Raw genomic sequence first — 21,452 nt, forward strand, 5'->3', positions numbered from 1 at the left:
TTTTTAGAAATTTTGAAACATATTGTTTCACCTGTCCGTACATACTATTACACGAAGACGACGTTACGTCAAAGGAGGATACACATATGTTTAAAAAGATTTTATCATCAATCGGAATTGGTGCCGCAAAAGTGGATACACGCCTGAATGAGAGCCACTGTACGCCTGGTGGAGAACTCAATGGGGTCGTCCATATCGAAGGTGGTTCGGTCGAACAATCAGTCGACAGCATCTATCTTTTCTTCAACACGCTGTATAAACACGAAGTCAACGACAAGTCGACATACTCGACGTTCACGATTGAAAAAATCTTGTTGAATGAAGCACCGTTCATGATTGGTCCCGGGGAAGTGAAAGAAATCCCATTCACAGTCAACGTTCCATTCAATACGCCACTCTCTGTGAGCCAATCGAAATCATGGATTGAGACAGGACTCGATATCGCCCAAGCCGTAGATCCGAAAGATGAAGATGCGATTACCGTTCAACCGAACGCGGCACAACAAGTCATTTTAGATGCGATGGACGAGCTCGGTTTCCGTCTGAAGAAGGCTGATACAGAGATGCTCCCGGCACGTCATCGTTCAGGTCGTCTTCCGATTGCACAAGAACTCGAGTATTCTGCGAACGGTTCGCGTTTCGGTCGTCAGTTAGATGAGGTCGAAGTCGTCATCTTACAAGACAAGGACGCGATCGAATTGCTCATCCAAGTCGATCGCAGCGTCCATGATCTCGGTAGTCTGTTTGCGGACTTGACGGGGACGGACGAATCGACACATCGTGTACGCTATGATGCTGCGCGCTTGTCGGCAGCTGAAGTTCGTCGAGACATCGAATCGATGATTGAACAATCGATTTAAGGAACTTACTGACACGTCATTCATCGAAATGGCGTGTTTTTTTAGACGTTGAACTCTTACATCCAATATCTTACAATTATTATAGGGAGTCAAAAACTTTCGGGAGGTGACGTCATTTTATTCGTCTGTATCTTAATCGGGAGTCTCGGTCTTACGATTCTTGCTTTGCCCATTTTAGAGACTAGCACGTCTGATTCGCTCGCTTTCTTCACGCTTGGTGGCATCGGATTTTTCATCGGTATGATTGCGATCTTCATCATACGCAATCCGTCTGCGAATGCCCGATCCTTCATAAAGTTCGTTCCATATTTTGTTTTACTGTTTCATTTTCCAGCCTCACTCGTTCTTCTCTGGATTTCTTCGGTCAGACATGATGGGGTTCCCGAATTTGCCTTAGACTATACCTTCGTATACTGGATGTTCCTTCTCGTGTTTGTTGTGACCATCAAATCGATGGATCGCGTCCATCAACGACAATTCGAGAAAGTGCAAGACTAGAAAGGACGACTTACCATTGGATATACTTCACCTTCTTTACGACCGAGCAATCCCTCTGACGCTATTCACGACGCTCGGCATATTCAGTCTCATGTTTGCGTATGCGCTCTACAAAACCAAACAACGATTCTCCAAAGGACTCGTCATCATGGGCATGTCCATGTCGTTCCTTCTCTTACTTATCTCAGCTGCAAGTTTCTTCTTCACGCTATTCATTGGCTATAACTCATGAAAAATGGAGGCGCCCCACTAGGAGCGCCTCCATTTTTAATACATCAATAGACTGTATACGTGTTCGGGTCGATTGACTCGAGTGACTGCTTGATCGCTTGCAAGAACTGACCTGCGACGAGACCGTCGAGGACACGATGGTCGACCGACATACAAAGGTTGACCATGTCGCGTGCCGCAAACATGCCATTCATCCAGACCGGACGTTTCACGATTGATTCGACCGATAAGATTGCCGCTTGCGGGTAGTTCAAGATTGGTGCCGATTGGATTGAACCAAACGCACCCGTGTTGTTGATGGTGAACGTCCCACCACGCATCTCTTCAGCTTTCAAACGGTTCTCACGCGCACGTGACGCCACATCTTGAAGGGCCACGGCAAGGCCTTTGATGTTCTTCTCATCCGCTTGACGAATGACCGGTACGTAGAGTGCCTCATTTGCCGCGACAGCCACAGACAGATGAATGTCTTGGTGCACTTTGATGTGATCACCTGCCCATTCCGAGTTCATCATCGGATACTTCTTCAGCGCCTCGATGGCCGCTTTCATGAAGAATGGCATGAATGTCAATTTGACACCTTCCCGTTTCATAAACTCATCTTTCAATTTCGCACGCGCCTCGACGAGGTTCGTCACATCGACTTCAATCATGAGCCATGCGTGTGGCGCCTCATGCTTCGAGCGGACCATATTGTTCGCAATCGCTTGACGCACACCAGCTGTCGGAATCGTTTCGTATCGTCCTGTAGAAGTCGAAGCAACTGGTTGTGAAGGTTCGACGGCAGGACTTGGCGCTTCAGTCGGAACGTCCATTTTCGTTTGTACCATCGTCTCCTGGACAGGTGCTTGTGTCGCTTGCTCAGGAGTCGATGCCGGGCGCCCTTCTGATAAGTAACGAAGAATATCTTTCCGCGTGATCCGTCCGCCTAGACCGCTTCCGCTCAATTCATTCAAATCGATATTATTCTCATTGGCGAGTCGGATGACCGCAGGCGAGTAACGACCGTTTCCACTCTGTTTTTTCGGAACGGTCGCGACAGCTTGCTTCGCTGCAACCGGCTCTGGTGGTGCAGTTTCGGCGACCGGCTCCGTCTTCGTCTCAGCCGCAGCTTCCTCTGCGCTCTCGACTTCCATCGTCAGTACAGGCGTCCCGACACTGACCGTCTCACCTTCTGGAATGAGGAATTCTTTCACGACACCAGCGCTCGTTGCCGGAATTTCTGCAGTGACTTTGTCCGTCATGACTTCGGCGAGTGGTTCATATTCTTCCACACGGTCGCCCGGCTTGACGAGATAGGTCGTAATCGTGCCTTCCGTTACACTCTCACCGAGTTGGGGCATTTTAATCGTTTGTTCCATGGAGACGCCTCCTTAAAACGCGGCGAGCTGACGGGCCCGCTCGGCAATTTTTTCTGGGGATACGATAAAGAATTTTTCCATCGGTGGTGCATAAGGCATAGCCGGCACATCAGGACCTGCTAAGCGTTCAATCGGTGCATCGAGCTCAAAGAGCGCTTTCTCTGCAATAATCGCCGCAACTTCTCCGATGATACTTCCTTCTTTGTTGTCCTCTGTCACGAGTAACACCTTACCCGTTTTCTTGACTGACTCAATGATTGCGTCCTGATCAAGCGGATAAACTGTACGAAGGTCAAGGATGTGCGTGCTGATACCTTCTTCTTCAAGTGTTTTCGCGGCTTCTTGAGCCATATGGACGCAAAGACCGTATGTGATGATTGTGATATCGTCCCCTTCACGTTTGACAGCTGCTTTACCGATTTCAACCGTGTATTCGTCCGTCGGCAAGTCTGCTTTTAATAGACGATAGGCGCGCTTATGTTCAAAGAAGAGGACAGGGTCGTTCGAACGGATTGCTGCCTTCAACAATCCTTTTGCATCAACTGGGTCTGATGGAATGACGACTTTGAGACCAGGCGTCGAACTGAACATCGCCTCGACAGACTGTGAGTGATAGAGTGCACCGTGAATACCACCACCGAAAGGCGCACGGATGACCATCGGACACGTCCAGTCGTTGTTGGAACGATATCGAATTTTAGCAGCTTCTGATACGATTTGGTTCACTGCCGGCATGATAAAGTCAGCGAATTGCATTTCTGCAATCGGTCGCATCCCGTACATAGCAGCCCCGACCCCAACACCTGCGATTGCGCTCTCAGCGAGCGGTGCGTCGATGACACGGTCTTCTCCATACTTTTCAATCAGTCCTTGTGTGGCACGGAATACACCACCACGTACGCCGACGTCTTCTCCGACGACGAAGACGTTCTCGTCGCGCTCCATTTCTTCATGAATCGCTTCATTGATCGCTTCGATAAACGTTTTCATCATTTTTCCTCCTCGTAGACGTAATCCAATGCAGATTCAGGCGATGCGTATGGTGCTTTGTCCGCATAAGTCGTCGCTTCATTTACTTCAAGATCGATTTTCGCATCGATTTCAGAAAGAATATCCGCTGTTGCGATTCCATCGTTCACAAGTCGTTGACGGAACATTTGAATGCCGTCCCGTTCTTTTAATCCTGCCAATTCTTCGGCTGAACGGTATGCTTTATCGTCATCATCTGATGAGTGAGGCACGAGACGTTCGACTTCTGCTTCAATCAGCGTCGGTCCTTCTCCACGAAGGGCACGTTCACGCGCTTCCTTCACGACCGCGTATACGGCAATCGGATCTGTCCCGTCGACTGTCACGCCAGGCATTCCGTAACCTTTTGCACGGTCTGATACGCGCTCACACGCCAACTGTTTTGAAAGTGGGACGGAGATCGCATATTTGTTGTTCTCACAGAACAAGATGACCGGCAACTTATGGACACCTGCAAAGTTTGCGCCTTCATGGAAATCACCTTGGTTAGAAGAACCTTCACCGAACGAAACGAACGTGACGAGTTCTTCCTTTTTCATCTTCGCAGCAAGTGCGATTCCAACCGCATGAGGGACTTGGGTCGTGACCGGAGATGAACCTGTCACGATCCGATGCTCTTTCGAGCCGAAGTGACCAGGCATCTGACGACCGCCTGAGTTTGGGTCTTCCGCTTTCGCAAATGCCGACAGCATCAAGTCTCTTGATGTTTGGCCGAAGTGAAGGACGACCGCCACGTCACGATAATAAGGCAAGACGTAGTCAATTCCTTTTTCTAAGGCGAACGCTGCACCGACCTGCGCTGCCTCTTGTCCTTGACACGAGACGACGAACGGGATTTTCCCGGCACGGTTCAACTTCCACATGCGTTCATCGATTTTACGCGCACGCACCATCGTTTCGTACATCGCCAATAAATCTTGTTTAGTTAATCCAAGCTCTTCATATGAGTTCACAGTCATCTGTTCCATCCTTGTTCCTCCTTAGGCGTGAATCGGTAATCCATCGACAGCGAGTGCTGCCTCCTGGAAGGCTTCGCTTAATGCAGGGTGTGGGTGTACAAGTTGCCCCATCTCCCAAGCAGTCGCGTTCAAGACGAGTGCCAGTCCACCTTCAGTGATCAGTTCAGTCGCTTTTGGACCGACGATATGAACACCGAGAAGGTCGTCTGTTTCTTTGTCCGAAATAAGTTTGACGAACCCGTCGGCTTGCCCTTCAATTCGTGCTTTCCCGAGACCGTTGAAACGATAAGTCCCTGTCTTCACATCATGTCCGGCATCTTTTGCCGCTTCCTCTGTCAAGCCAACCGATGCAACTTCTGGGACGCTATATACGCAACGCGGGATAAGCATGTAATCGAGTGGTGTCGGCTCAAGCCCAAGAATCGTTTCGACCGCCTTCACTCCTTCGGCAGACGCGACGTGGGCAAGTTGTAACTTCCCGATGCAGTCTCCGATCGCGAAAATATGACGTTCTTTCGTACGATACTGGCTATCGACTTGAATAATTCCGTTTTCCACGACGATGGACGTGTTTTGAAGTCCTAAGTCTTCCGTATTTGCGACTCGGCCAACCGAGACGAGCACACAGTCTACCTTCAACGTTTCTTCACCTACAGCAAGCTCCACTGCATCTTCATGAACTAACGTTCGTTCGGCATCGACTGTCACGCTTTTCTTCACACGGACGCCGCGCTTCTTCAATAAGCGTTCCACTTCGCGAGAGACCGCCTTGTCCTCAAGTGGGAGTAAACGATCTCCAACTTCAATCAACGTTACATTCACATCTAAATCGACGAGCATGGACGCCCATTCGACTCCGATGACACCGCCGCCGACAATCGCAATCGATTCAGGAAGCGTTTCAAAATTGAGGAGATCGTCCGAGTTCAAAATCCGCTCATGATCGAATGGCAACCCAGGAAGTTCACGTGGAATCGAACCTGTTGCGATAATCAATTGGTTCGGCAAGATAAGTTCTGACTCTCCGTTTTCGTCTTCAACAGAAACGGTCCCTGGTTGTGGCGAGAAGATACTCGGTCCGAGAATCGAAGCTTTCCCGCGAAACACTTCAATCTTTCCTTGTTTCATCAAATGCTCAATTCCTTTTTCAAGGCCGGCCACGAGATCGCGCTTATACGTTTGTGCCCGTTCCATGTTAAACGTCACATCTCCCGTTTCTACGCCGTACGTTGCACCTTGTTTCGCCGTTTGATAGACATGGGCAGCTTTTAAAAGAGCTTTCGTCGGGATGCATCCTCTATGTAAGCAGGTGCCGCCTAATTTTCTCGCCTCAACGATTGCGACAGTTTTACCAGCCTGCGCCGCTTTGATTGCAGCCACATATCCTCCTGGTCCTCCGCCGATGACGACAACATCAAATTCTCGTGCCATGTGTATCCCCCTCATATTCTTTTGCGGCCTCTTCCTTCTCGATGACGCGAAGCGCACCTTCTGCCAAGGCTTTCAATTCATCTTCGCCCGGATAGACGTGAACCGGCGCAAGGAAAGAGACACGCTCTTTAATCTTGTCTGTTAGCCATTCTGAATAGGCGATTCCACCTGTCAATAAGATGGCATCCACCTGACCACTGAGCGTCGCACCATGTTTTGAAATCTCTTGTGCGACACGATAAGCCATCGTTTCATAAAGGAGTCTCGCCTCATCGTCTCCTGATTCCATCCGTTGCTCAATCTCAATCGCATCAAACGTACCGAGATGCGCGAACAAACCACCTTGACCGACAATTTTCTTTTTCATTTCCGATTCTTTATACCTGGTACTATAACATAGTTCTACTACCTGTCCAACAGGAATTGAGCCCGCTCGTTCTGGCGCAAGCGGTCCGTCACCATCAAGTCCGTTATTTACATCAATGACGCGACCAAGTGAATGAGCGCCGACTGTGATCCCGCCGCCGAGGTGAGCGACTATCAAATTCAGCTCATTGTAATCGCTTCCATTTTCGGCCGCAAAACGTTTAGCGACTGCTTTTTGATTTAAGGCATGGAAAATACTACGGCGATTGATCTCAGCCATCCCAGTCTTCCTTGCCAATTCATGCATCTCATCGACAACAACCGGGTCAACGATAAAGCTCGGGATTCCTTCGTTCTCACCAATTTTTGATGCAATCAATCCCCCGAGGTTCGAAGCATGCATCCCGAAGCGACCGCTCGTCAAGTCTTCTTGCATCAGCTCGTTAACGGTATATGTCCCTGACGTCATCGGTGCGAGCAATCCACCACGACCGACGACCGCGGTCAAGTCATTGACCGCGATGCCAGTCTCTTCTAACAAGGCACGTACTTCTTGCTCACGATGAGGTAACTGCTCAGGAAGGCTGAGACCGGTCACGTCCATCTCGTGACGGACCGTACGTGTCAGCACTTCTTCCTTCCCATCAAACAATCCAACTTTCGTCGAAGTCGACCCTGGGTTGATCGCAAGAATTAGCCGTTTTGTCATCTTAGCGTCTCCCTAGAATGCTTTTTTCGACTTTGAGGAACTGACTACGTGAACGAGACATCATATGAATACGTTCTTCTGCCATCTTGTCAGCCGCCACATGCGTCGGTACGCCGTCACGCTCTGCGATTTCAAAGACACGCATCATGTTGTCATAGATGAGTTCGACCTTTTTCATTGCGCGTTCGCGATTGTATCCTTCGAGTTCGTCCGCGACGTTGATGACACCACCAGCGTTGATGACGAAATCTGGTGCGTAGAGGATGCCGTTCTCGTCAAGCACATCCCCGTGACGATCTTCAGCCAATTGGTTATTCGCGGCACCAGCGACGATTTGCGCTTTCAACTGTGGAATCGTTTTGTCATTGATGACTGCACCGAGTGCACATGGAGCGAAAATGTCACACTCGACCCCATAAATCTCATCTGGTTTAACAACCGTCGCACCAAAGTCTGCTTCTGCACGTTTGAGCGCTTCTTCGTTGATGTCCGTCACGATCAAATGTGCACCCTCTTCATGAAGGTGGCGGCATAAGTTGTAGGCTACGTTTCCGACACCTTGCACTGCAACCGTCTTTCCAGCGAGAGAGTCTGTCCCAAACTTCCATTTCGCAGCCGCCTTCATACCGCGATAGACACCATAAGCTGTCACCGGTGAAGGGTTCCCGCTTGAACCGAACGCTGGGCTCACACCCGTTACATAGTCTGTCTCCATATGGATGAAGTCCATATCAGCGACCGTTGTGTTCACATCTTCAGCTGTAATGTAACGTCCGCTGAGTGATTGTACGTATCGACCGAATGCACGGAAGAGGGCTTCCGATTTATCCGTCTTGGCATTTCCGATGATGACAGCCTTCCCACCACCGAGGTTGAGACCGGCGGCCGCATTTTTATACGTCATTCCTTTAGCGAGACGTAAGACATCTGTGAGTGCCTCTTGCTCTGACTCATAGTTCCACATGCGAAGCCCACCGAGTGCAGGACCAAGAGTTGTATCGTGAATCGCAATGATTGCTTTTAGTCCAGACGCTTGGTCTTGGCAAAATACGATTTGTTCGTAATCCTCAGATTGTAAGACGTCAAAAATACGGAAGCGTGGTTCTGTGTTTGTTTCCATCATGATCAGTTCCTCCTGTTAAGTACGATTAGTTTTTAGCATGTAACAATGCGAATGCGAGAGAATAAAGTTTCGCCTCCGCTGTATCGGCACGACTCGTCAATACGACAGGGGCTGACGCGCCAACGACAATCGCCGCTACGCTCGCCTCTGCGAAATACATGATTGATTTATAAAGGACGTTGCCGACCTCTATGTATGGCACGACTAATAAATCAGCTTGCCCTGCTACTTCACTATTGATTCCTTTTTGTTTCGCTGCGACCATGTCGACTGCATTATCAAGGGCGAGCGGTCCATCTACGATACAGCCTTTGATTTGTCCTCTACGATTCATTTGACTGAGCAATGCGGCATCGAGCGTCGCATTCATTTGCGGATTGACAACTTCAACAGCTCCGATCGCTGCGACTTTAGGCGATACGTAACCGATGTCATGCATCGCTTCTACCGCATTATGAATGATTTCTACTTTTTCTTCGAGCGTCGGCGCGATATGGATTGCGGCGTCGGTCACACCGATCAATTTTTCCCGATTCGGAATCTGAAATAGCGCGATATGACTGAGCGTTCGTTTCGTACGAAGGCCTGCCTCCCGATTAAGGACGGCTTTCATGAATGTCGATGTCGACACCATCCCCTTCATGAGCACATCTGCCTCTTTGTTTTTTACGGCTAGTGCGGCACGTCTCGCAATCTCAACGTCACCTTTTGCATGTAAAATATCGACGGCTGACTCGTCGATTCCATACTGTTCACATAACTTTCGGATTTCCCGAGCTTCACCAAATAAAATGAATCGTGACAATCCATGATCCGTAGCGAGTTTTACGGCTCGAATGACCTCTTCGTCCGCTGCCCCCGCAATGGATACTGTACAACCCTCAAGTTGTTTTGCGTTTGTCAGCATCCGTTCAAAATTCATCGTTGTCCCCCCTTGCACTCTACACTATACCATAAGCAAGTTTGTTTCCTAAATTGTAAGCGCTTTATAAAGCGGGAAGCCATGCACATAATTGCTTAGTGTGCATATAATTGCATGCACTTTATTGCATGGCATCTAATTTATTATATAAAGTCCGGATTGAAATTTTTAACCGCCGGGCAGCTTCTGACTTATTCCCACCGGCTTCTTCAATCGTTCGTTCAATCAAATCACGTTCATATTTCGCCACGGCTTCATGAAGTGTTCCAGACTCGACGACTTTCTGGCTCGGTGTACGAGGTGATAATTGTAAGTGATGTGGAGCAATCTGTTGTTCCGTGTTCGCCATATAAATCATTGCGCGACCAATCACATTTTCAAGTTCGCGGACATTCCCCTTCCAATGCTGACTTTTCAACAGAGTCAACGCATCTTCATCTACCCCTTGTACACTTCGGCCATACTCTTGATTCAACTTTCGAACGATGCGGTCACAGAGTGCCTCGAGTTCATTTAACCTTTCTCGAAGTGGCGGGATATGGATGGGCATCCGGTTGATTCGATAGTATAAATCTTCACGAAATGTTCCGTCCGCCACTTTTTGTTCAAGATCCGCATTCGTTGCGGCTATGATGCGGACATCAATTGGAATCGCCGTTGTCCCCCCGACTCGCACAATCTCATTTTCTTGAAGGACACGAAGGAGTTTTACTTGGACATCGAGTGGCAATTCTCCGATTTCGTCCAAAAAGAGCGATCCACCATCCGCCTCCTCGAAGTAACCCGTCTTCCCACCACGCTTTGCACCACTAAATGCACCATCTTCATAACCGAACAATTCACTTTCGAGAAGCGTAGGCGAGATGGCCGCACAATTTACTCGGATGAACTTTTTAAATTTTCGTGGAGATTCTCCGTGGATAGCGTGGGCAAACAGTTCTTTTCCTGTTCCCGATTCTCCACGAATCAATACCGTAACTGGTGTCACCGCTGCCAATTTTGCTTGATCGATGACAAATCGCATCGTATCACTCGTTGCGATAATATCAGCAAATTGATATTTAGCTTCTAAATTTCGAATACGTGTTTTCGCTTCTTGCAATTCATCACGAAGTGCACGGATTTGAGACACATCACGGATGACGCCGACCGAACCTCTCAATTTCCCCTCTACGATGATCGGTTCTGCATTCACAAGTATGTCACGTCGCGTCGCCCCGATTTGCATCCGAATATCTCGGACACCTTGACCCGTCGATAGAACTTTCAGATGCACACTCTCCTGCATACCGATATCGGCCGTGGCAGGCTTATCAACGACGTCCTCTTTTTTAAATCCCGTCAACCGGGTATATGACGGATTGATCAATATCGTATTGCCGTGATGATCGGCTACCGAGATCGCCTCACTCGTACATTCGATGATTGCTTCAAGCATCTGTTGATTTTGTTTCAATCGCTCGACAACGATTCGAATAAATTCTCCCGGCAACACAACCGCATCTTTGTAATGATCTTTCAACTCTTCGAACGTTTGATGCTGCCCTGTCGTCTCAATAACAAAGTCTAATGCTACCTCTGCATATTTCGTCCAATCGTCCGTCACGGCGATGCCATAACTTTTGGCGAGGGCAATCCCTTCAGCCGATGCATCGGAGTCGACGACCGCAACGATCGTCGCGAGCGGGGAGTCCATCAACATGTTCAAGACTTCCGTCCCTCCTTTGCCCGCACCGACAATCATCAATCGTTTATTCATACGAATTCCCCCATCTTTCTCTCTTCTCTTCTTCATGCTACTGAATCCCACCATGATGCGCAAGCCGCCTAAAAATAGACAGTGTGGAATGAACAGATTTCTGTTAAAATAATGTATGGTAAAGGAGGAGATTGCATGCGTTTCATCGCGCTTCTAATCTTAATCGTCCCTGGTTTATTAGGTGTTTACGGAATCAAATTGCTTCGCGACAGCTTCTTTTTGAAGACGAGCGCACCGTTCACATGGATTGATTCACTCGCTGCCGCCTCCATGTTGCAGGGGACTTTCGGACTTCTGCTCGCCATGGGCGGGATCGGATTTGTAGCTGGCTATATATTTAACCGCGACAAAAAAACAGGAAAAGTTCAACGACTCGACTCATAAGCACACAAAAAAAAGGTTCCCTAACTTGACTTCATTTCAAGTGCGGAACCTTTTATTCGTATTGAATTGTGATCACTACGGATGATCTCCTTTCCAACTGCTTTACTTCCTTTGACATGATATCCAACGTCTTCTTAATGAAGAAGTATGAAAGAACTTTAGTAACTGCCGTCTTGCGTGAACGGAACATTTCCATTCGAGTTACTAACTTTTTTTTATTATCGGATCATGTCCAACCATCCATCGTGAAGTCGAACGCTTGCCATAAACTGTTCAACGGTTGACAACACTCCTTTTGGTTAACTGAACGATTTGTTTTTCCTATATCAACCCCTAGCTTCGAGTTGATGATAGAATCGTCTCGCAAATGAGCGACTGTCGCGACCTCACGTCGGGACATTAACGACTTGAGATGTCGTTCCCACCTCTGAGCTATTGTCGGATAGCGAACCGAGATGATTTTGTTTCTTCAAACATTGCTCCGGAACAAGATTGAAAAGCGTTCATCTGACGCTTGTCCAAGTAACTTGGTACACCTTTATTATAACAAAGTACGACGGTTTTGCAAGCGCTTTCTTTCATAAAGTAAATAAAATTTTTTATTGATTATTTTAAAAAAAGGACTAAGTCATTTGATGACTTAGTCCACCTTTAAAGATTCAATTACTTTTAAACGACAAGTACGTGACGAAATATGAAATGAACTCCGAGTTCTTTGGACTACGTTCACGCTCAGGTCGCCCTTCAAACATCTCATGGTCGCGCATTCCATTCTCCCATGCTGTCTTGATCGCGTGACGCATCGCCCGTTCCACACGTGATGAAGTCGTATCATGCTCTTTTGCCACCATCGGATATAATTCCTTGGTGATCAATCCAAGCAAATCTTGACGCTCGCGCACATAGATGACGGCTTGGCGGATATATTTGAATCCTTTGATTCGAGGAGAGATCCCAAGTTGTTGGAGCAAGAGCGAAATTTCAATTTCATCTGGAGACATTCCTTCAAACTCGCGATTAGCACCGTCCGACAGTTCACGAATTTTCGTTAACAATTGTTGAATATTGAACGGTTTGACGAGAAAGTAAGAGGCACCTAATTGAACCGCTTGTTTCGTCACTTCATCTTTTCCAAATGCACTCAACATGATCACTTCCGGCTTATCATCACCGAGTTCTTCATGTAGACGTTGCAAGACTCCGATTCCATCCAAATGAGGCATGATTATGTCGAGTAAGAGTACATCCGGTTGGTGTGTCTTGACGACATCCAAGCACGCTTCACCATCGTGCGCTGTTCCAACGACACGGAGATCAGGCTCAGATTCTAGTTGTCGGCTCAACAAATCGACGATTTCTCGATTGTCGTCCGCAATACATAATGTAATCACTTATGACACTCCTTTGATGAACTTCTGTTTTACTTGCTGTGACATTTCGAGCAACTCTTCCACATGTTGCTTCGTCAAGTCGGTCATTTGTATACCTGCGATCATTCGGCCGAGCTCGTCAATTCGGCTCTCTCGGTCGAGAGTGGCAACATTCGTCTTCGTCCGATCATTCGTCTCCGTCTTGGTGATGTAAAGATGTTGATCCGCCATCGCAGCGACTTGTGCCAAATGCGTGATACACAGTACTTGTGAACCGACAGACAAACGGAAGATTTTTTCTCCCATCGCTTGGGCGACGCGTCCAGATACTCCTGTATCAACTTCATCGAAGATAATCGATGCGACACCAACCGTTCGGGAGAAAATTGACTTAAGGGCTAACATGACCCGGGAAAGTTCTCCACCTGAAGCCACTTTCGCCAGTGGTTTGAAAGGTTCTCCGACGTTCGTCATCATATAAAATTCGACGTCGTCAAGACCGTCTTGTTTTAGTGTCGTCGTTCGGAATCGAACTTCAAACGCCGTTTTTTCCATATACAGTTCTTTTAGTTCTCGGTGGATGGCGTGTTGAAGAGACTCGGCCGCCTCTTTACGAGCCGCGGACAGTCTTGTACCCGCCTCTTTTGCAACTTTTTCTAATCGGACGAGATCCTCTGACAAAGTTTGAAGAAGTTCCTCTCGATTCGTCATCGACTTCAACTCGTCAGATACTTGCTCTCCATAAGCGATGACTTCTTCAATTGTCGTTCCATATTTTCGTTTTAACTGTTGGAACAATGCCAGACGCGACTCGATTTCATCTAAACGAATTGGATCGAACTCGAGTGAGTCTAGTTGATCACGCAACTGAAACTTCGCATCTTCGAGTAAATAATAAGCATTTGAAATCGTTTCTGATACAGATGCGAGGGATGAGGATAATTGAGATGCTTCTTCCATTTCACGCATCGCGACCCCGATATGGTCAAGCCCATTCGACTCTTCCGCGACTGCCTCATAAGACAGACGAATATGTTGATGAATCCGTTCGAAGTTAGCCAGTTCATCACGTTCTTCTGTCAGCGCCTGTTCTTCCCCTGCTTTTAACTCAGCTGCCTCAATTTCTTTCGTTTGGAACGATAACAAATCCATTCGTTGCGCGAGCTCTTGTTCACTTTGACTGAGTCGTTTCAGTTCATCTGCGACTTGTTTCCAGGCTGCATAAGCTGTCTGATACTCCTCTAATAGTGGCCCGACTTCTTTTTCGGCAAAATGGTCGAGAATGCCTAAGTGAAATTCTGAGTCCATCAAGTGTTGGTGTTCATGCTGTCCATGAATATCCACGAGAAGTCGTCCGAATTCTCTCAACGTCGAGAGTGGCATCATCTTCCCATTCACACGACAGACACTTTTCCCGCTACTATGTAAGTCTCGGCGCAAAATGACTGTCCCATCTTCGATTTCGATGCCGTATTGTTCAGCCGCCTCAATCACCGGATGATCCGATTCCACCATGAACATCCCTTCGATTTCGGCCTTATCCTGACCATAACGAACGAACTCACTCGACCCACGTCCTCCAACAAGCAACCCAATCGCATCTAACAAAATCGATTTACCTGCACCCGTCTCACCTGTAAGAACGGTCATGCCCCGATTAAACGGAATGTTTAATTCGTCGATAATCGCAAACTGTTTGATTGATAGTTCTGCTAACATACGTACTTTCACCTCATAACATTCCGAGTAGTCGATCAATAATCTGCTTCGCTTTGTCCTCATCGCGAGCAATCATGAGAATTGTGTCATCTCCACAAACCGTTCCAATCAATTCATCCCATGATAGATGATCAATCAAGACACCAATCGCATCCGCATTACCAGGTAACACTTTCATGACGACCAAGTTTTGAGCTGAATCGACTGAGACGAAACTGTCACTGAGGATGCGCTTCATTTTACCGTATGGGTTAAAGCGCTGATCCGCAGGCAAGCTGTATTTGTATCGCCCATCGTTCAAAGGTACTTTGACCAAATGTAACTCTTTAATATCCCGAGATACAGTAGCCTGTGTGACGGGATACCCTAAACGACGAAGCTCGTCTACTAGTTCATCTTGCGTTTCGATTTCACGATTCGTCACGATGTCTCGAATTTTAATCAATCGCTGTCCTTTATTCATAAGCGCTGACACCTCATTCTTCGTTTCACATACACATTATCATTCTAAAGTATTGTCGAAAAAAGGTCTAGCATTCCAGAGGTGATTTCCACCATTCTCCATCTCTTCTTCTACAATCATAAAAAGCTACAGACAAATCTGTCTGTAGCCATCGCTTACCCTTTTAATTTGGCGTGGGCCGCATCCACAACATCTTCGACTCGGAGTGATGGCGTGACGCCCCCTACTCCCGTATAACGGGCGAATAACAGGAACTCAATGTTTCCATCTCCACCCGTAATCGGGGAGTAATCCAGTCCTTCGACAAAGAACCCTTCCGATGCGAAATAGCGAACCATATCGCTCGCCACACGCTCATGCACATCACGATCCCGCACAATCCCCTTTTTGCCAACGTCGGCTTTACCGGCTTCGAATTGAGGTTTTACGAGGGCCATGACGACACCGTCCTGCTTTAGAATTTCTTTAAGAGGTGGCAACATGAGACGAAGTGAGATGAAAGAAACATCAATCGTCGCAAAATCTGGCTTGGTTGGGAATTGATCGGCTGTTGCATGACGGAAGTTCATCCGCTCCATGACAACGACTCGATCATCGCTCCGAAGCTTCCAGGCCAACTGATTGTATCCGACATCGACCGCATACATTTGCGTCGCACCGTTTTGAAGTGCACAGTCTGTAAATCCTCCGGTAGAGGAGCCGATATCAATCCCAACACGTCCTTCGACGTCGAGGGGGAACACTTGTAGTGCTTTCTCGAGTTTCAGTCCTCCTCGTCCGACATACGGAAGCACTTGACCTTTCACTTCAAGAGGGATATCGTCAAACACTTTATCGCCCGCCTTGTCTAGGCGCTCGGTCCCACTGTAGACGAGACCGGCCATGACAGAACGTTTCGCCTTCTCTCGTGTTTCAGCGAGTCCGCGTTCGACGAGTAGTACATCTAATCTTGTTTTCGTTCTTTTTTCCATAATCCCTCACACATTCTGTCGATTTGTCTCCATGACGAACCGTTCAATCGATTCTGCCATTTGGTTTGGTCGGAGACCAATCTCTTCTAAGAGTTGATTGACACCACCGTGCTCGATATACCGGTCCGGAATCCCGAGACGTTGAATCCGCGGGAACGCTCCTGCTTCATTCGCATGTTCGAGCACACTGCTCCCAAAACCACCTGCGAGCGCCGCTTCCTCAAGCGTCACGAGCGGAATGCCTTCTGCATATAAAGAGGCGAGCATTGCATCATCGAGCGGCTTAATCGTGCGACAATTGATGACGCGTACACTGAGCTTGCCTTCTAACAATGAACGTACTTCCAAAGCGTCTTGAACTTGTGGTCCGAACGTCAGAATCGCGACATCTGTCCCTTCTGCCTCGACTTCCCAATCATCAAGAGAGATTTCTTGGAGCGTATCACTCATTGGTACGCCAATCCCTTCCCCACGCGGGAAACGGATTGCAATCGGTCCACCATCATAGCGAAGCGCTGAATAAACGAGTTGTTGCAACTCTTCTTCATCTTTCGCCATCAAGATTCGAATGTTCGGTACGTGACGCATGAAAGCGATATCGAATACACCTTGGTGTGTCTCTCCGTCTGCTCCAACAAGTCCTGAACGGTCGATTGTGAACACGACGTTTAGATTTTGACGACAAATGTCATGGACGAGTTGGTCATACGCGCGTTGGAAGAACGTCGAATAGATCGAGACGACCGGTTTTAGTCCTTGTGTCGCCTGACCACCTGCAAGTGTTACCGCATGTTGTTCGGCAATCCCGACGTCAAACATGCGTTCCGGGAATTTCTTCGTGAAACAGTCGAGTTTTGACCCGACACTCATTGCCGGCGTGATCAATGTGACGCGCTCATCCGTTTCTGCCACTTTCGTGATTGTCTCGGCAACGACTTTCGAGTAGCTCGGGCCTTTCGGTTTCCCTTTAATCACTTCACCTGACTCGATTTTATAAGGTCCTAATCCGTGCCATGTTCCGACACCGTCTAACTCAGCGGGACGATAACCCTTCCCTTTTTTCGTGATGACGTGAACGAGAACAGGTCCATCGATTTTTTTCGCATACTCAAGTGTTTCAAGTAAGTCTTTCAAATCGTGGCCGTCAGTCGGTCCGAAATAAGTGAAGCCGAGTTCTTCAAAGAACGTGCCCGGAATGAGTGCGGATTTTAATAAATCTTTCACTCGCTCCCCACTCCGTTCGAGTGAGTTGCCGACGAGTGGAATGTGTTTAATAATGGATTCCATCTCTTCACGCGCGTGTTTCAATTTACGCGAAGCACGGATTCGGCCGAGCATATTATGCATCGCCCCGACATTCGGTGCAATCGACATCTCATTATCGTTCAAGATGACAATGACATTTTGCTTCTCGGCACCGATATGGTTCAATGCCTCGAGCGCCATTCCTCCAGTCAATGCCCCATCGCCAATGATTGCGATGGCACGGTCGTTCGCACGGCTTTTTAATTCATTCGCGATCGCAATCCCCATAGCTGCTGAAAGCGAAGTCGAACTATGCCCGGTTTCCCACACATCATGTTCACTCTCACAACGTTTTGGGAAGCCACATAACCCATTGTATTGTCGAAGGGTATCAAACTGGCTCGTACGTCCTGTCAAAATTTTATGAACATACGCCTGATGACCGACGTCCCATACAAGTTGGTCTTTCGGACTGTCAAATACACGGTGCAAGGCTAGCGTCAACTCCACAACTCCTAAGTTTGGCGCCAAATGCCCTCCCGTCACTGCCAATTTTTCAATCAAGAATCGTCTAATGTCTGAGCCGAGTGATTCGAGTTCGGTTACAGACATCCTTTTCAGGAATGACGGGTCTTGAATGGATGTCAAGTCCATAATGACCATCCTTTCTCCTCACATTTTACTGATTCGTACCTTACATTTTACAAGAATGTGACGGTAGATGCCACACATTCCCCAAAACAAAGGTGACACGATGTGCTCATCGTGTCACCAGAGGTCAATGATTTCGTTTCACTACAAACGCCAACAAGTCCAATAACAGGGGAGCTGGAGTTGAGAGCGACTCGATTGCAAAGGTCGCCGCCTCAACTTCTGCATCGAGCGCACGCTTCGCTCCGTCCAATCCGAGTAATTTCGGATATGTCGTTTTTTCATTCTCTTCATCCGAACCGACACGTTTCCCGATTGTCTGTTCATCTCCGACGACATCCAAAATATCGTCTTGAATCTGAAACGCAATGCCGAGGTGACGACCGAACTGTTTTAATTGGGACCGATCTTCTTCCGATACGCCGGCAAGGATCCCACCCGCTTCAAGTGCATAGACAAGAAGGGCTCCGGTCTTCCGCTCATGAATGGATTGAAGTTCCTGTAACGTGACGTCATTTCGCTTTTCAGCGAGCATATCGTCCAGCTGACCGCCGACCATACCTGAGCTACCGGCTGCTAGACCGAAAGCCTCGATGATTTTAACTTTTTCTACGGCAGGGAGCGACATGTGTGCGAGAATACGAAACGCATCTGTCAGAAGCGCGTCACCCGCTAAAATTGCAGTCGCCTCATCAAACTGTCGGTGATTCGTCGGACGACCTCGGCGAAGGTCATCATCATCCATCGCCGGTAAATCGTCATGAATCAGCGAATATGTATGGACCATTTCGAGTGCCGCCGCAACCTCATTCCCTCGTTCGAGTGGTACACCGTATGTTTCAAGAACAGCATAGACGAGTGCAGGACGAATTCGTTTCCCGCCCGCTTCTAAGGAATATGACATCGCATCGCGAAGCCGCGTTGGCATATCACTCGCCTCAATGAGCAAACGCATCGATTCTTCGACAGTTCGCTTCCACTTGTTCAAGTCATCCGTTCGGTTCATGAGGACCCTCCTTTTTCACGCAGGGTGCCATCTAGCTCTAGAATTTCGTCCATCTTCTTTTCAGCGGCCGAGAGTTTTGTCTGGCACAAAGCAGATAACCGGACACCTTCTTCATATAAAGTCATCGCTTCTTCTAGCGGCACATCACCGGTTTCGAGTTGCGCGACAATCTGTTCAAGTCGTTCAAGCGCTGCTTCAAACGTCTGTTCTTGTTTCGTCACCAACAATCCTCTCCTTCACTTCAGCGACAGCATGACCGTCCCGAAAACGAATCGAGATGTTCCCATCGCGTAATTCTTTCACATTTTGCACGTATGCCCCGTTTTGTTCGATAAACGTATAGCCTCGTGATAAGACGGCGAGCGGGCTGACCGCATGCAATCTTCCAACCTGTTGTGCAAATTGTTGCTTTGACTGTTCTATCGGTTTTGTCCGACGGAGTCGATCGACCATTTGATTGACCTGCTCACCTTGCTTAGACAATTCTTTTGAGAACCGCTTCACATCAAGCTGTTGTGATAACTGACGGAGTTGATGCGTGGCTTCGGTGAGGTGTCGTTTCATTCCTTGCTCGAGCCGTATTTCTGACTGGGCAAACCGCTCTCGTTTCTGAGAAATCGTATATCGTGGTGATTTCAACCCATAACTGTTAATCATACGTTCTACACGAGTCCGTGAATCATCGAGTTGAATTCTGACGGCTTTGTGCAGATGATTATCCAAACGTTCTACATCTTTCCGCTGTGCGTCGATCATCGCTGTAGCGAGTTCTGCCGCCGCTGTTGGGGTAGCAGCCCGAACATCTGCGACAAAATCAGAAAGTGTATAGTCTGTCTCGTGCCCGACAGCAGAAATGATTGGGATCGTCGATGCATAGATGGCATCTATCACGACATCTTCATTAAACGCCCACAATTCTTCAATCGAGCCACCACCGCGACCGACGATCAGCACATCACAGTCGGTCCGTTCATTCATCCAGCGAATGGCAGAAGCCACTTGCGGGGCAGCCATCTCACCTTGTACGGCTACAGGGGCAAATGTGATGGCAACATGGGGCGCCCGACGCCGAAGCGTGGTCGCGATATCATGTAGCGCTGCACCTTTTGGAGATGTGACAATTCCAATGCGCTCCGGAAACGTCGGAAGGGGTTGTTTCTGTTCTGCATCAAACCAACCTTTTTCCTCAAGTTCACGTTTTCTAGCTTCATACCGTTCATATAACAAGCCGATGCCATCTTGGCGCATCAGTTCAACGTACAGTTGTACATCCCCGGTCGCTTCATACATCGTCACTCTCGAGACAGCGATGACCTTCATCCCGTCTTTCGGTTCGAACTGAAGTTGTTTCGCATCTCGAGAAAACATCACGGCTTTCATCCGAGACACATCATCTTTCAAGGTGAAATAACAGTGTCCGGAGGAATAGCGTTTGAAATTTGAAATCTCACCGATGACCGCGACTTGTCGAAGCAATACATCATCATCGAGTTGCCGTTTCACATATCGGACAACTTCGGAGACCGGAAGTGGATTAGCCACGTGACGCTACCTCGACCGTGTTATGCATGAGCATCGTGATGGTCATCGGACCGACACCGCCAGGAACCGGCGTAATCGCACTCGCCTTTTCTTTTACAGCCTCATAATCGACGTCACCAACGAGACGCCCTTCGACACGATTGACGCCGACGTCGATGACGAGCGCTCCAGGTTTGACCATGTCCGCTGTTACAAGCCCTGCACGTCCAACCGCGACAATTAAAATGTCAGCTTGTCGAGTCATGGCTCCTAGGTCATCTGTTTTCGAGTGACAATACGTGACCGTAGCGGATTCATTCAAGAACAGCATGCCAACTGGTTTTCCTACGATTTGACTGCGCCCGACAACGACAACATGCTTCCCAGCGATCTCAGTTTGTGTCTTTGCGAGATGCAAGATGCCGTGAGGTGTACATGGCAGCAATGTGTCCAGACCGAGCATCATCTTCCCGACGTTCTCCGGGTGGAACCCGTCTACATCCTTTTCAGGAGAAATGCGCATGATGACTCGTGATTCGTCGATCTGTTTTGGTAGTGGGAGTTGCACGAGAATCCCGTGAACTTCCTCATCCTCATTCATCAAGTCAATCAAGTCGAGTAATTCTTTCTCGCTAATCGTTTCATCAAAACGGAGCACTTGTGAATCAATCCCGATTTCCTGTGCCGCCCGTTCTTTCCCGCGTACATAGCTATGACTTGCAGGGTCATCCCCAATCAATACTACTTTCAATTTCGGTACGATGCCGCGTGCGCGAAGTTCTGTCACACGCTCTTTTAACGTTTCTCGATATGATGCTGCCACTTGTTTCCCGTCGATCACTACTGCCATCTCTCTCATCCCCCGTTGTCTTTA

General features: G+C 48.2%; 22 protein-coding genes. 4 read left to right on the top strand and 18 right to left on the bottom strand.

The genetic code is table 11. From position 1 onward, the window contains the following. Positions 1-86: 86 nt before the first annotated feature. Genes KNO91_RS10025 through KNO91_RS10035 form a run of 3 tightly spaced genes read left to right on the top strand, consistent with a single transcriptional unit; the run spans position 87 to position 1,590 of the window. A complete protein-coding gene (locus KNO91_RS10025; protein WP_214817790.1) occupies positions 87-860 on the top strand; it encodes a sporulation protein in 774 nt (257 codons plus the stop codon). Between the two features lie 48 nt (positions 861-908). After that, positions 909-1,358: a hypothetical protein gene (locus tag KNO91_RS10030; RefSeq protein ID WP_214817793.1), complete on the top strand. Its 450-nt coding sequence runs from the start codon at positions 909-911 to the stop codon at positions 1,356-1,358. A 16-nt stretch (positions 1,359-1,374) separates the two neighbouring features. Beyond that, on the top strand, positions 1,375-1,590 hold the full coding sequence (locus tag KNO91_RS10035; protein WP_214787548.1) for a hypothetical protein: 216 nt from the start codon (positions 1,375-1,377) through the stop codon (positions 1,588-1,590). A gap of 43 nt (positions 1,591-1,633) precedes the next feature. On the opposite strand, the gene KNO91_RS10040 is transcribed toward KNO91_RS10035, so the two are convergent. The 8 genes from KNO91_RS10040 to KNO91_RS10075 form a co-directional block, all read right to left on the bottom strand. After that, a complete protein-coding gene (locus KNO91_RS10040) occupies positions 1,634-2,950 on the bottom strand; it encodes a dihydrolipoamide acetyltransferase family protein (RefSeq protein WP_214817796.1) in 1,317 nt (438 codons plus the stop codon). Between the two features lie 12 nt (positions 2,951-2,962). After that, positions 2,963-3,940, bottom strand: coding sequence for an alpha-ketoacid dehydrogenase subunit beta (locus KNO91_RS10045; protein WP_214782433.1), 978 nt, complete (start codon positions 3,938-3,940; stop codon positions 2,963-2,965). Then, a complete protein-coding gene (locus tag KNO91_RS10050) occupies positions 3,940-4,947 on the bottom strand; it encodes a thiamine pyrophosphate-dependent dehydrogenase E1 component subunit alpha (protein WP_371816658.1) in 1,008 nt (335 codons plus the stop codon). The genes KNO91_RS10045 and KNO91_RS10050 overlap by 1 nt, the downstream gene beginning before the upstream one ends. Positions 4,948-4,959: 12 nt before the next feature. Beyond that, a complete protein-coding gene (gene lpdA / locus KNO91_RS10055) occupies positions 4,960-6,369 on the bottom strand; it encodes a dihydrolipoyl dehydrogenase (protein ID WP_214794699.1) in 1,410 nt (469 codons plus the stop codon). Further along, a complete protein-coding gene (gene buk / locus KNO91_RS10060; RefSeq protein ID WP_214794697.1) occupies positions 6,353-7,444 on the bottom strand; it encodes a butyrate kinase in 1,092 nt (363 codons plus the stop codon). Before buk ends, lpdA begins: the two co-directional genes overlap by 17 nt. A 1-nt stretch (position 7,445) precedes the next feature. Beyond that, positions 7,446-8,567: a Glu/Leu/Phe/Val family dehydrogenase gene (locus KNO91_RS10065; RefSeq protein ID WP_214787544.1), complete on the bottom strand. Its 1,122-nt coding sequence runs from the start codon at positions 8,565-8,567 to the stop codon at positions 7,446-7,448. A gap of 25 nt (positions 8,568-8,592) precedes the next feature. Beyond that, positions 8,593-9,489 (bottom strand): phosphate butyryltransferase, encoded by an 897-nt coding sequence (yqiS, locus tag KNO91_RS10070; RefSeq protein WP_214794695.1) that lies wholly within the window; start codon positions 9,487-9,489, stop codon positions 8,593-8,595. Between the two features lie 121 nt (positions 9,490-9,610). Further along, positions 9,611-11,248 carry a sigma 54-interacting transcriptional regulator gene (locus KNO91_RS10075; protein ID WP_214794693.1) on the bottom strand — a complete coding sequence of 546 codons (1,638 nt, stop codon included), beginning with the start codon at positions 11,246-11,248 and terminating at the stop codon, positions 9,611-9,613. Between the two features lie 135 nt (positions 11,249-11,383). Here KNO91_RS10075 and KNO91_RS10080 point away from each other — a divergent pair, with 135 nt between their 5' ends. Beyond that, complete coding sequence (locus tag KNO91_RS10080; protein ID WP_214787536.1) at positions 11,384-11,632, top strand: DUF2627 domain-containing protein; 249 nt, start codon at positions 11,384-11,386, stop codon at positions 11,630-11,632. A 226-nt stretch (positions 11,633-11,858) separates the two neighbouring features. Here KNO91_RS10080 and KNO91_RS10085 read toward each other — a convergent pair whose 3' ends face one another. From KNO91_RS10085 to folD, 10 genes are all read right to left on the bottom strand, one after another. Further along, positions 11,859-12,032: a hypothetical protein gene (locus KNO91_RS10085; protein ID WP_214817799.1), complete on the bottom strand. Its 174-nt coding sequence runs from the start codon at positions 12,030-12,032 to the stop codon at positions 11,859-11,861. Positions 12,033-12,291: 259 nt separating this feature from the next. Beyond that, positions 12,292-13,023: a sporulation transcription factor Spo0A gene (spo0A, locus tag KNO91_RS10090; RefSeq protein WP_214794691.1), complete on the bottom strand. Its 732-nt coding sequence runs from the start codon at positions 13,021-13,023 to the stop codon at positions 12,292-12,294. Further along, positions 13,024-14,721 (bottom strand): DNA repair protein RecN, encoded by a 1,698-nt coding sequence (gene recN / locus KNO91_RS10095; protein ID WP_214787532.1) that lies wholly within the window; start codon positions 14,719-14,721, stop codon positions 13,024-13,026. A 13-nt stretch (positions 14,722-14,734) separates the two neighbouring features. Then, positions 14,735-15,184: a transcriptional regulator AhrC/ArgR gene (gene ahrC / locus KNO91_RS10100; protein ID WP_214787530.1), complete on the bottom strand. Its 450-nt coding sequence runs from the start codon at positions 15,182-15,184 to the stop codon at positions 14,735-14,737. Between the two features lie 155 nt (positions 15,185-15,339). Continuing rightward, on the bottom strand, positions 15,340-16,155 hold the full coding sequence (locus KNO91_RS10105; RefSeq protein WP_214817802.1) for a TlyA family RNA methyltransferase: 816 nt from the start codon (positions 16,153-16,155) through the stop codon (positions 15,340-15,342). 6 nt (positions 16,156-16,161) lie between these two features. Then, the gene (gene dxs / locus KNO91_RS10110; protein WP_214794687.1) at positions 16,162-18,054 is read right to left on the bottom strand and encodes a 1-deoxy-D-xylulose-5-phosphate synthase; all 1,893 of its coding nucleotides are present in this window, start codon (positions 18,052-18,054) and stop codon (positions 16,162-16,164) included. A 124-nt stretch (positions 18,055-18,178) separates the two neighbouring features. Next, entirely contained in the window at positions 18,179-19,057 is an 879-nt protein-coding gene (locus tag KNO91_RS10115; RefSeq protein WP_214787524.1) for a polyprenyl synthetase family protein, read from the bottom strand. Further along, positions 19,054-19,278, bottom strand: a complete 225-nt coding sequence (xseB, locus tag KNO91_RS10120; protein ID WP_214787522.1) for an exodeoxyribonuclease VII small subunit — start codon at positions 19,276-19,278, stop codon at positions 19,054-19,056. Before xseB ends, KNO91_RS10115 begins: the two co-directional genes overlap by 4 nt. Then, positions 19,253-20,599 carry an exodeoxyribonuclease VII large subunit gene (gene xseA / locus KNO91_RS10125; RefSeq protein WP_214817804.1) on the bottom strand — a complete coding sequence of 449 codons (1,347 nt, stop codon included), beginning with the start codon at positions 20,597-20,599 and terminating at the stop codon, positions 19,253-19,255. The genes xseB and xseA overlap by 26 nt, the downstream gene beginning before the upstream one ends. After that, the gene (gene folD, locus KNO91_RS10130; RefSeq protein WP_214787518.1) at positions 20,592-21,428 is read right to left on the bottom strand and encodes a bifunctional methylenetetrahydrofolate dehydrogenase/methenyltetrahydrofolate cyclohydrolase FolD; all 837 of its coding nucleotides are present in this window, start codon (positions 21,426-21,428) and stop codon (positions 20,592-20,594) included. The genes xseA and folD overlap by 8 nt, the downstream gene beginning before the upstream one ends. Positions 21,429-21,452 lie beyond the last annotated feature (24 nt).

This window comes from Exiguobacterium sp. s59 (assembly GCF_018617475.1).
Classification (GTDB): Bacteria; Bacillota; Bacilli; order Exiguobacteriales; family Exiguobacteriaceae; genus Exiguobacterium; species Exiguobacterium aestuarii.

What these genes read in the sequence shown, in the direction of transcription:
- dxs (WP_214794687.1), bottom strand. Translation starts at nt 18,054, where the DNA reads ATGGACTTGACATCCATTCAAGACCCGTCATTCCTGAAAAGGATGTCT.
- KNO91_RS10105 (WP_214817802.1), bottom strand. Translation starts at nt 16,155, where the DNA reads ATGGAAAAAAGAACGAAAACAAGATTAGATGTACTACTCGTCGAACGC.
- KNO91_RS10025 (WP_214817790.1), top strand. Translation starts at nt 87, where the DNA reads ATGTTTAAAAAGATTTTATCATCAATCGGAATTGGTGCCGCAAAAGTG.
- recN (WP_214787532.1), bottom strand. Translation starts at nt 14,721, where the DNA reads ATGTTAGCAGAACTATCAATCAAACAGTTTGCGATTATCGACGAATTA.
- ahrC (WP_214787530.1), bottom strand. Translation starts at nt 15,184, where the DNA reads ATGAATAAAGGACAGCGATTGATTAAAATTCGAGACATCGTGACGAAT.
- yqiS (WP_214794695.1), bottom strand. Translation starts at nt 9,489, where the DNA reads ATGAATTTTGAACGGATGCTGACAAACGCAAAACAACTTGAGGGTTGT.
- buk (WP_214794697.1), bottom strand. Translation starts at nt 7,444, where the DNA reads ATGACAAAACGGCTAATTCTTGCGATCAACCCAGGGTCGACTTCGACG.
- KNO91_RS10040 (WP_214817796.1), bottom strand. Translation starts at nt 2,950, where the DNA reads ATGGAACAAACGATTAAAATGCCCCAACTCGGTGAGAGTGTAACGGAA.
- lpdA (WP_214794699.1), bottom strand. Translation starts at nt 6,369, where the DNA reads ATGGCACGAGAATTTGATGTTGTCGTCATCGGCGGAGGACCAGGAGGA.
- KNO91_RS10085 (WP_214817799.1), bottom strand. Translation starts at nt 12,032, where the DNA reads ATGTCCCGACGTGAGGTCGCGACAGTCGCTCATTTGCGAGACGATTCT.
- KNO91_RS10065 (WP_214787544.1), bottom strand. Translation starts at nt 8,567, where the DNA reads ATGATGGAAACAAACACAGAACCACGCTTCCGTATTTTTGACGTCTTA.
- folD (WP_214787518.1), bottom strand. Translation starts at nt 21,428, where the DNA reads ATGGCAGTAGTGATCGACGGGAAACAAGTGGCAGCATCATATCGAGAA.
- KNO91_RS10115 (WP_214787524.1), bottom strand. Translation starts at nt 19,057, where the DNA reads ATGAACCGAACGGATGACTTGAACAAGTGGAAGCGAACTGTCGAAGAA.
- KNO91_RS10075 (WP_214794693.1), bottom strand. Translation starts at nt 11,248, where the DNA reads ATGAATAAACGATTGATGATTGTCGGTGCGGGCAAAGGAGGGACGGAA.
- KNO91_RS10050 (WP_371816658.1), bottom strand. Translation starts at nt 4,947, where the DNA reads ATGGAACAGATGACTGTGAACTCATATGAAGAGCTTGGATTAACTAAA.
- KNO91_RS10080 (WP_214787536.1), top strand. Translation starts at nt 11,384, where the DNA reads ATGCGTTTCATCGCGCTTCTAATCTTAATCGTCCCTGGTTTATTAGGT.
- KNO91_RS10045 (WP_214782433.1), bottom strand. Translation starts at nt 3,940, where the DNA reads ATGAAAACGTTTATCGAAGCGATCAATGAAGCGATTCATGAAGAAATG.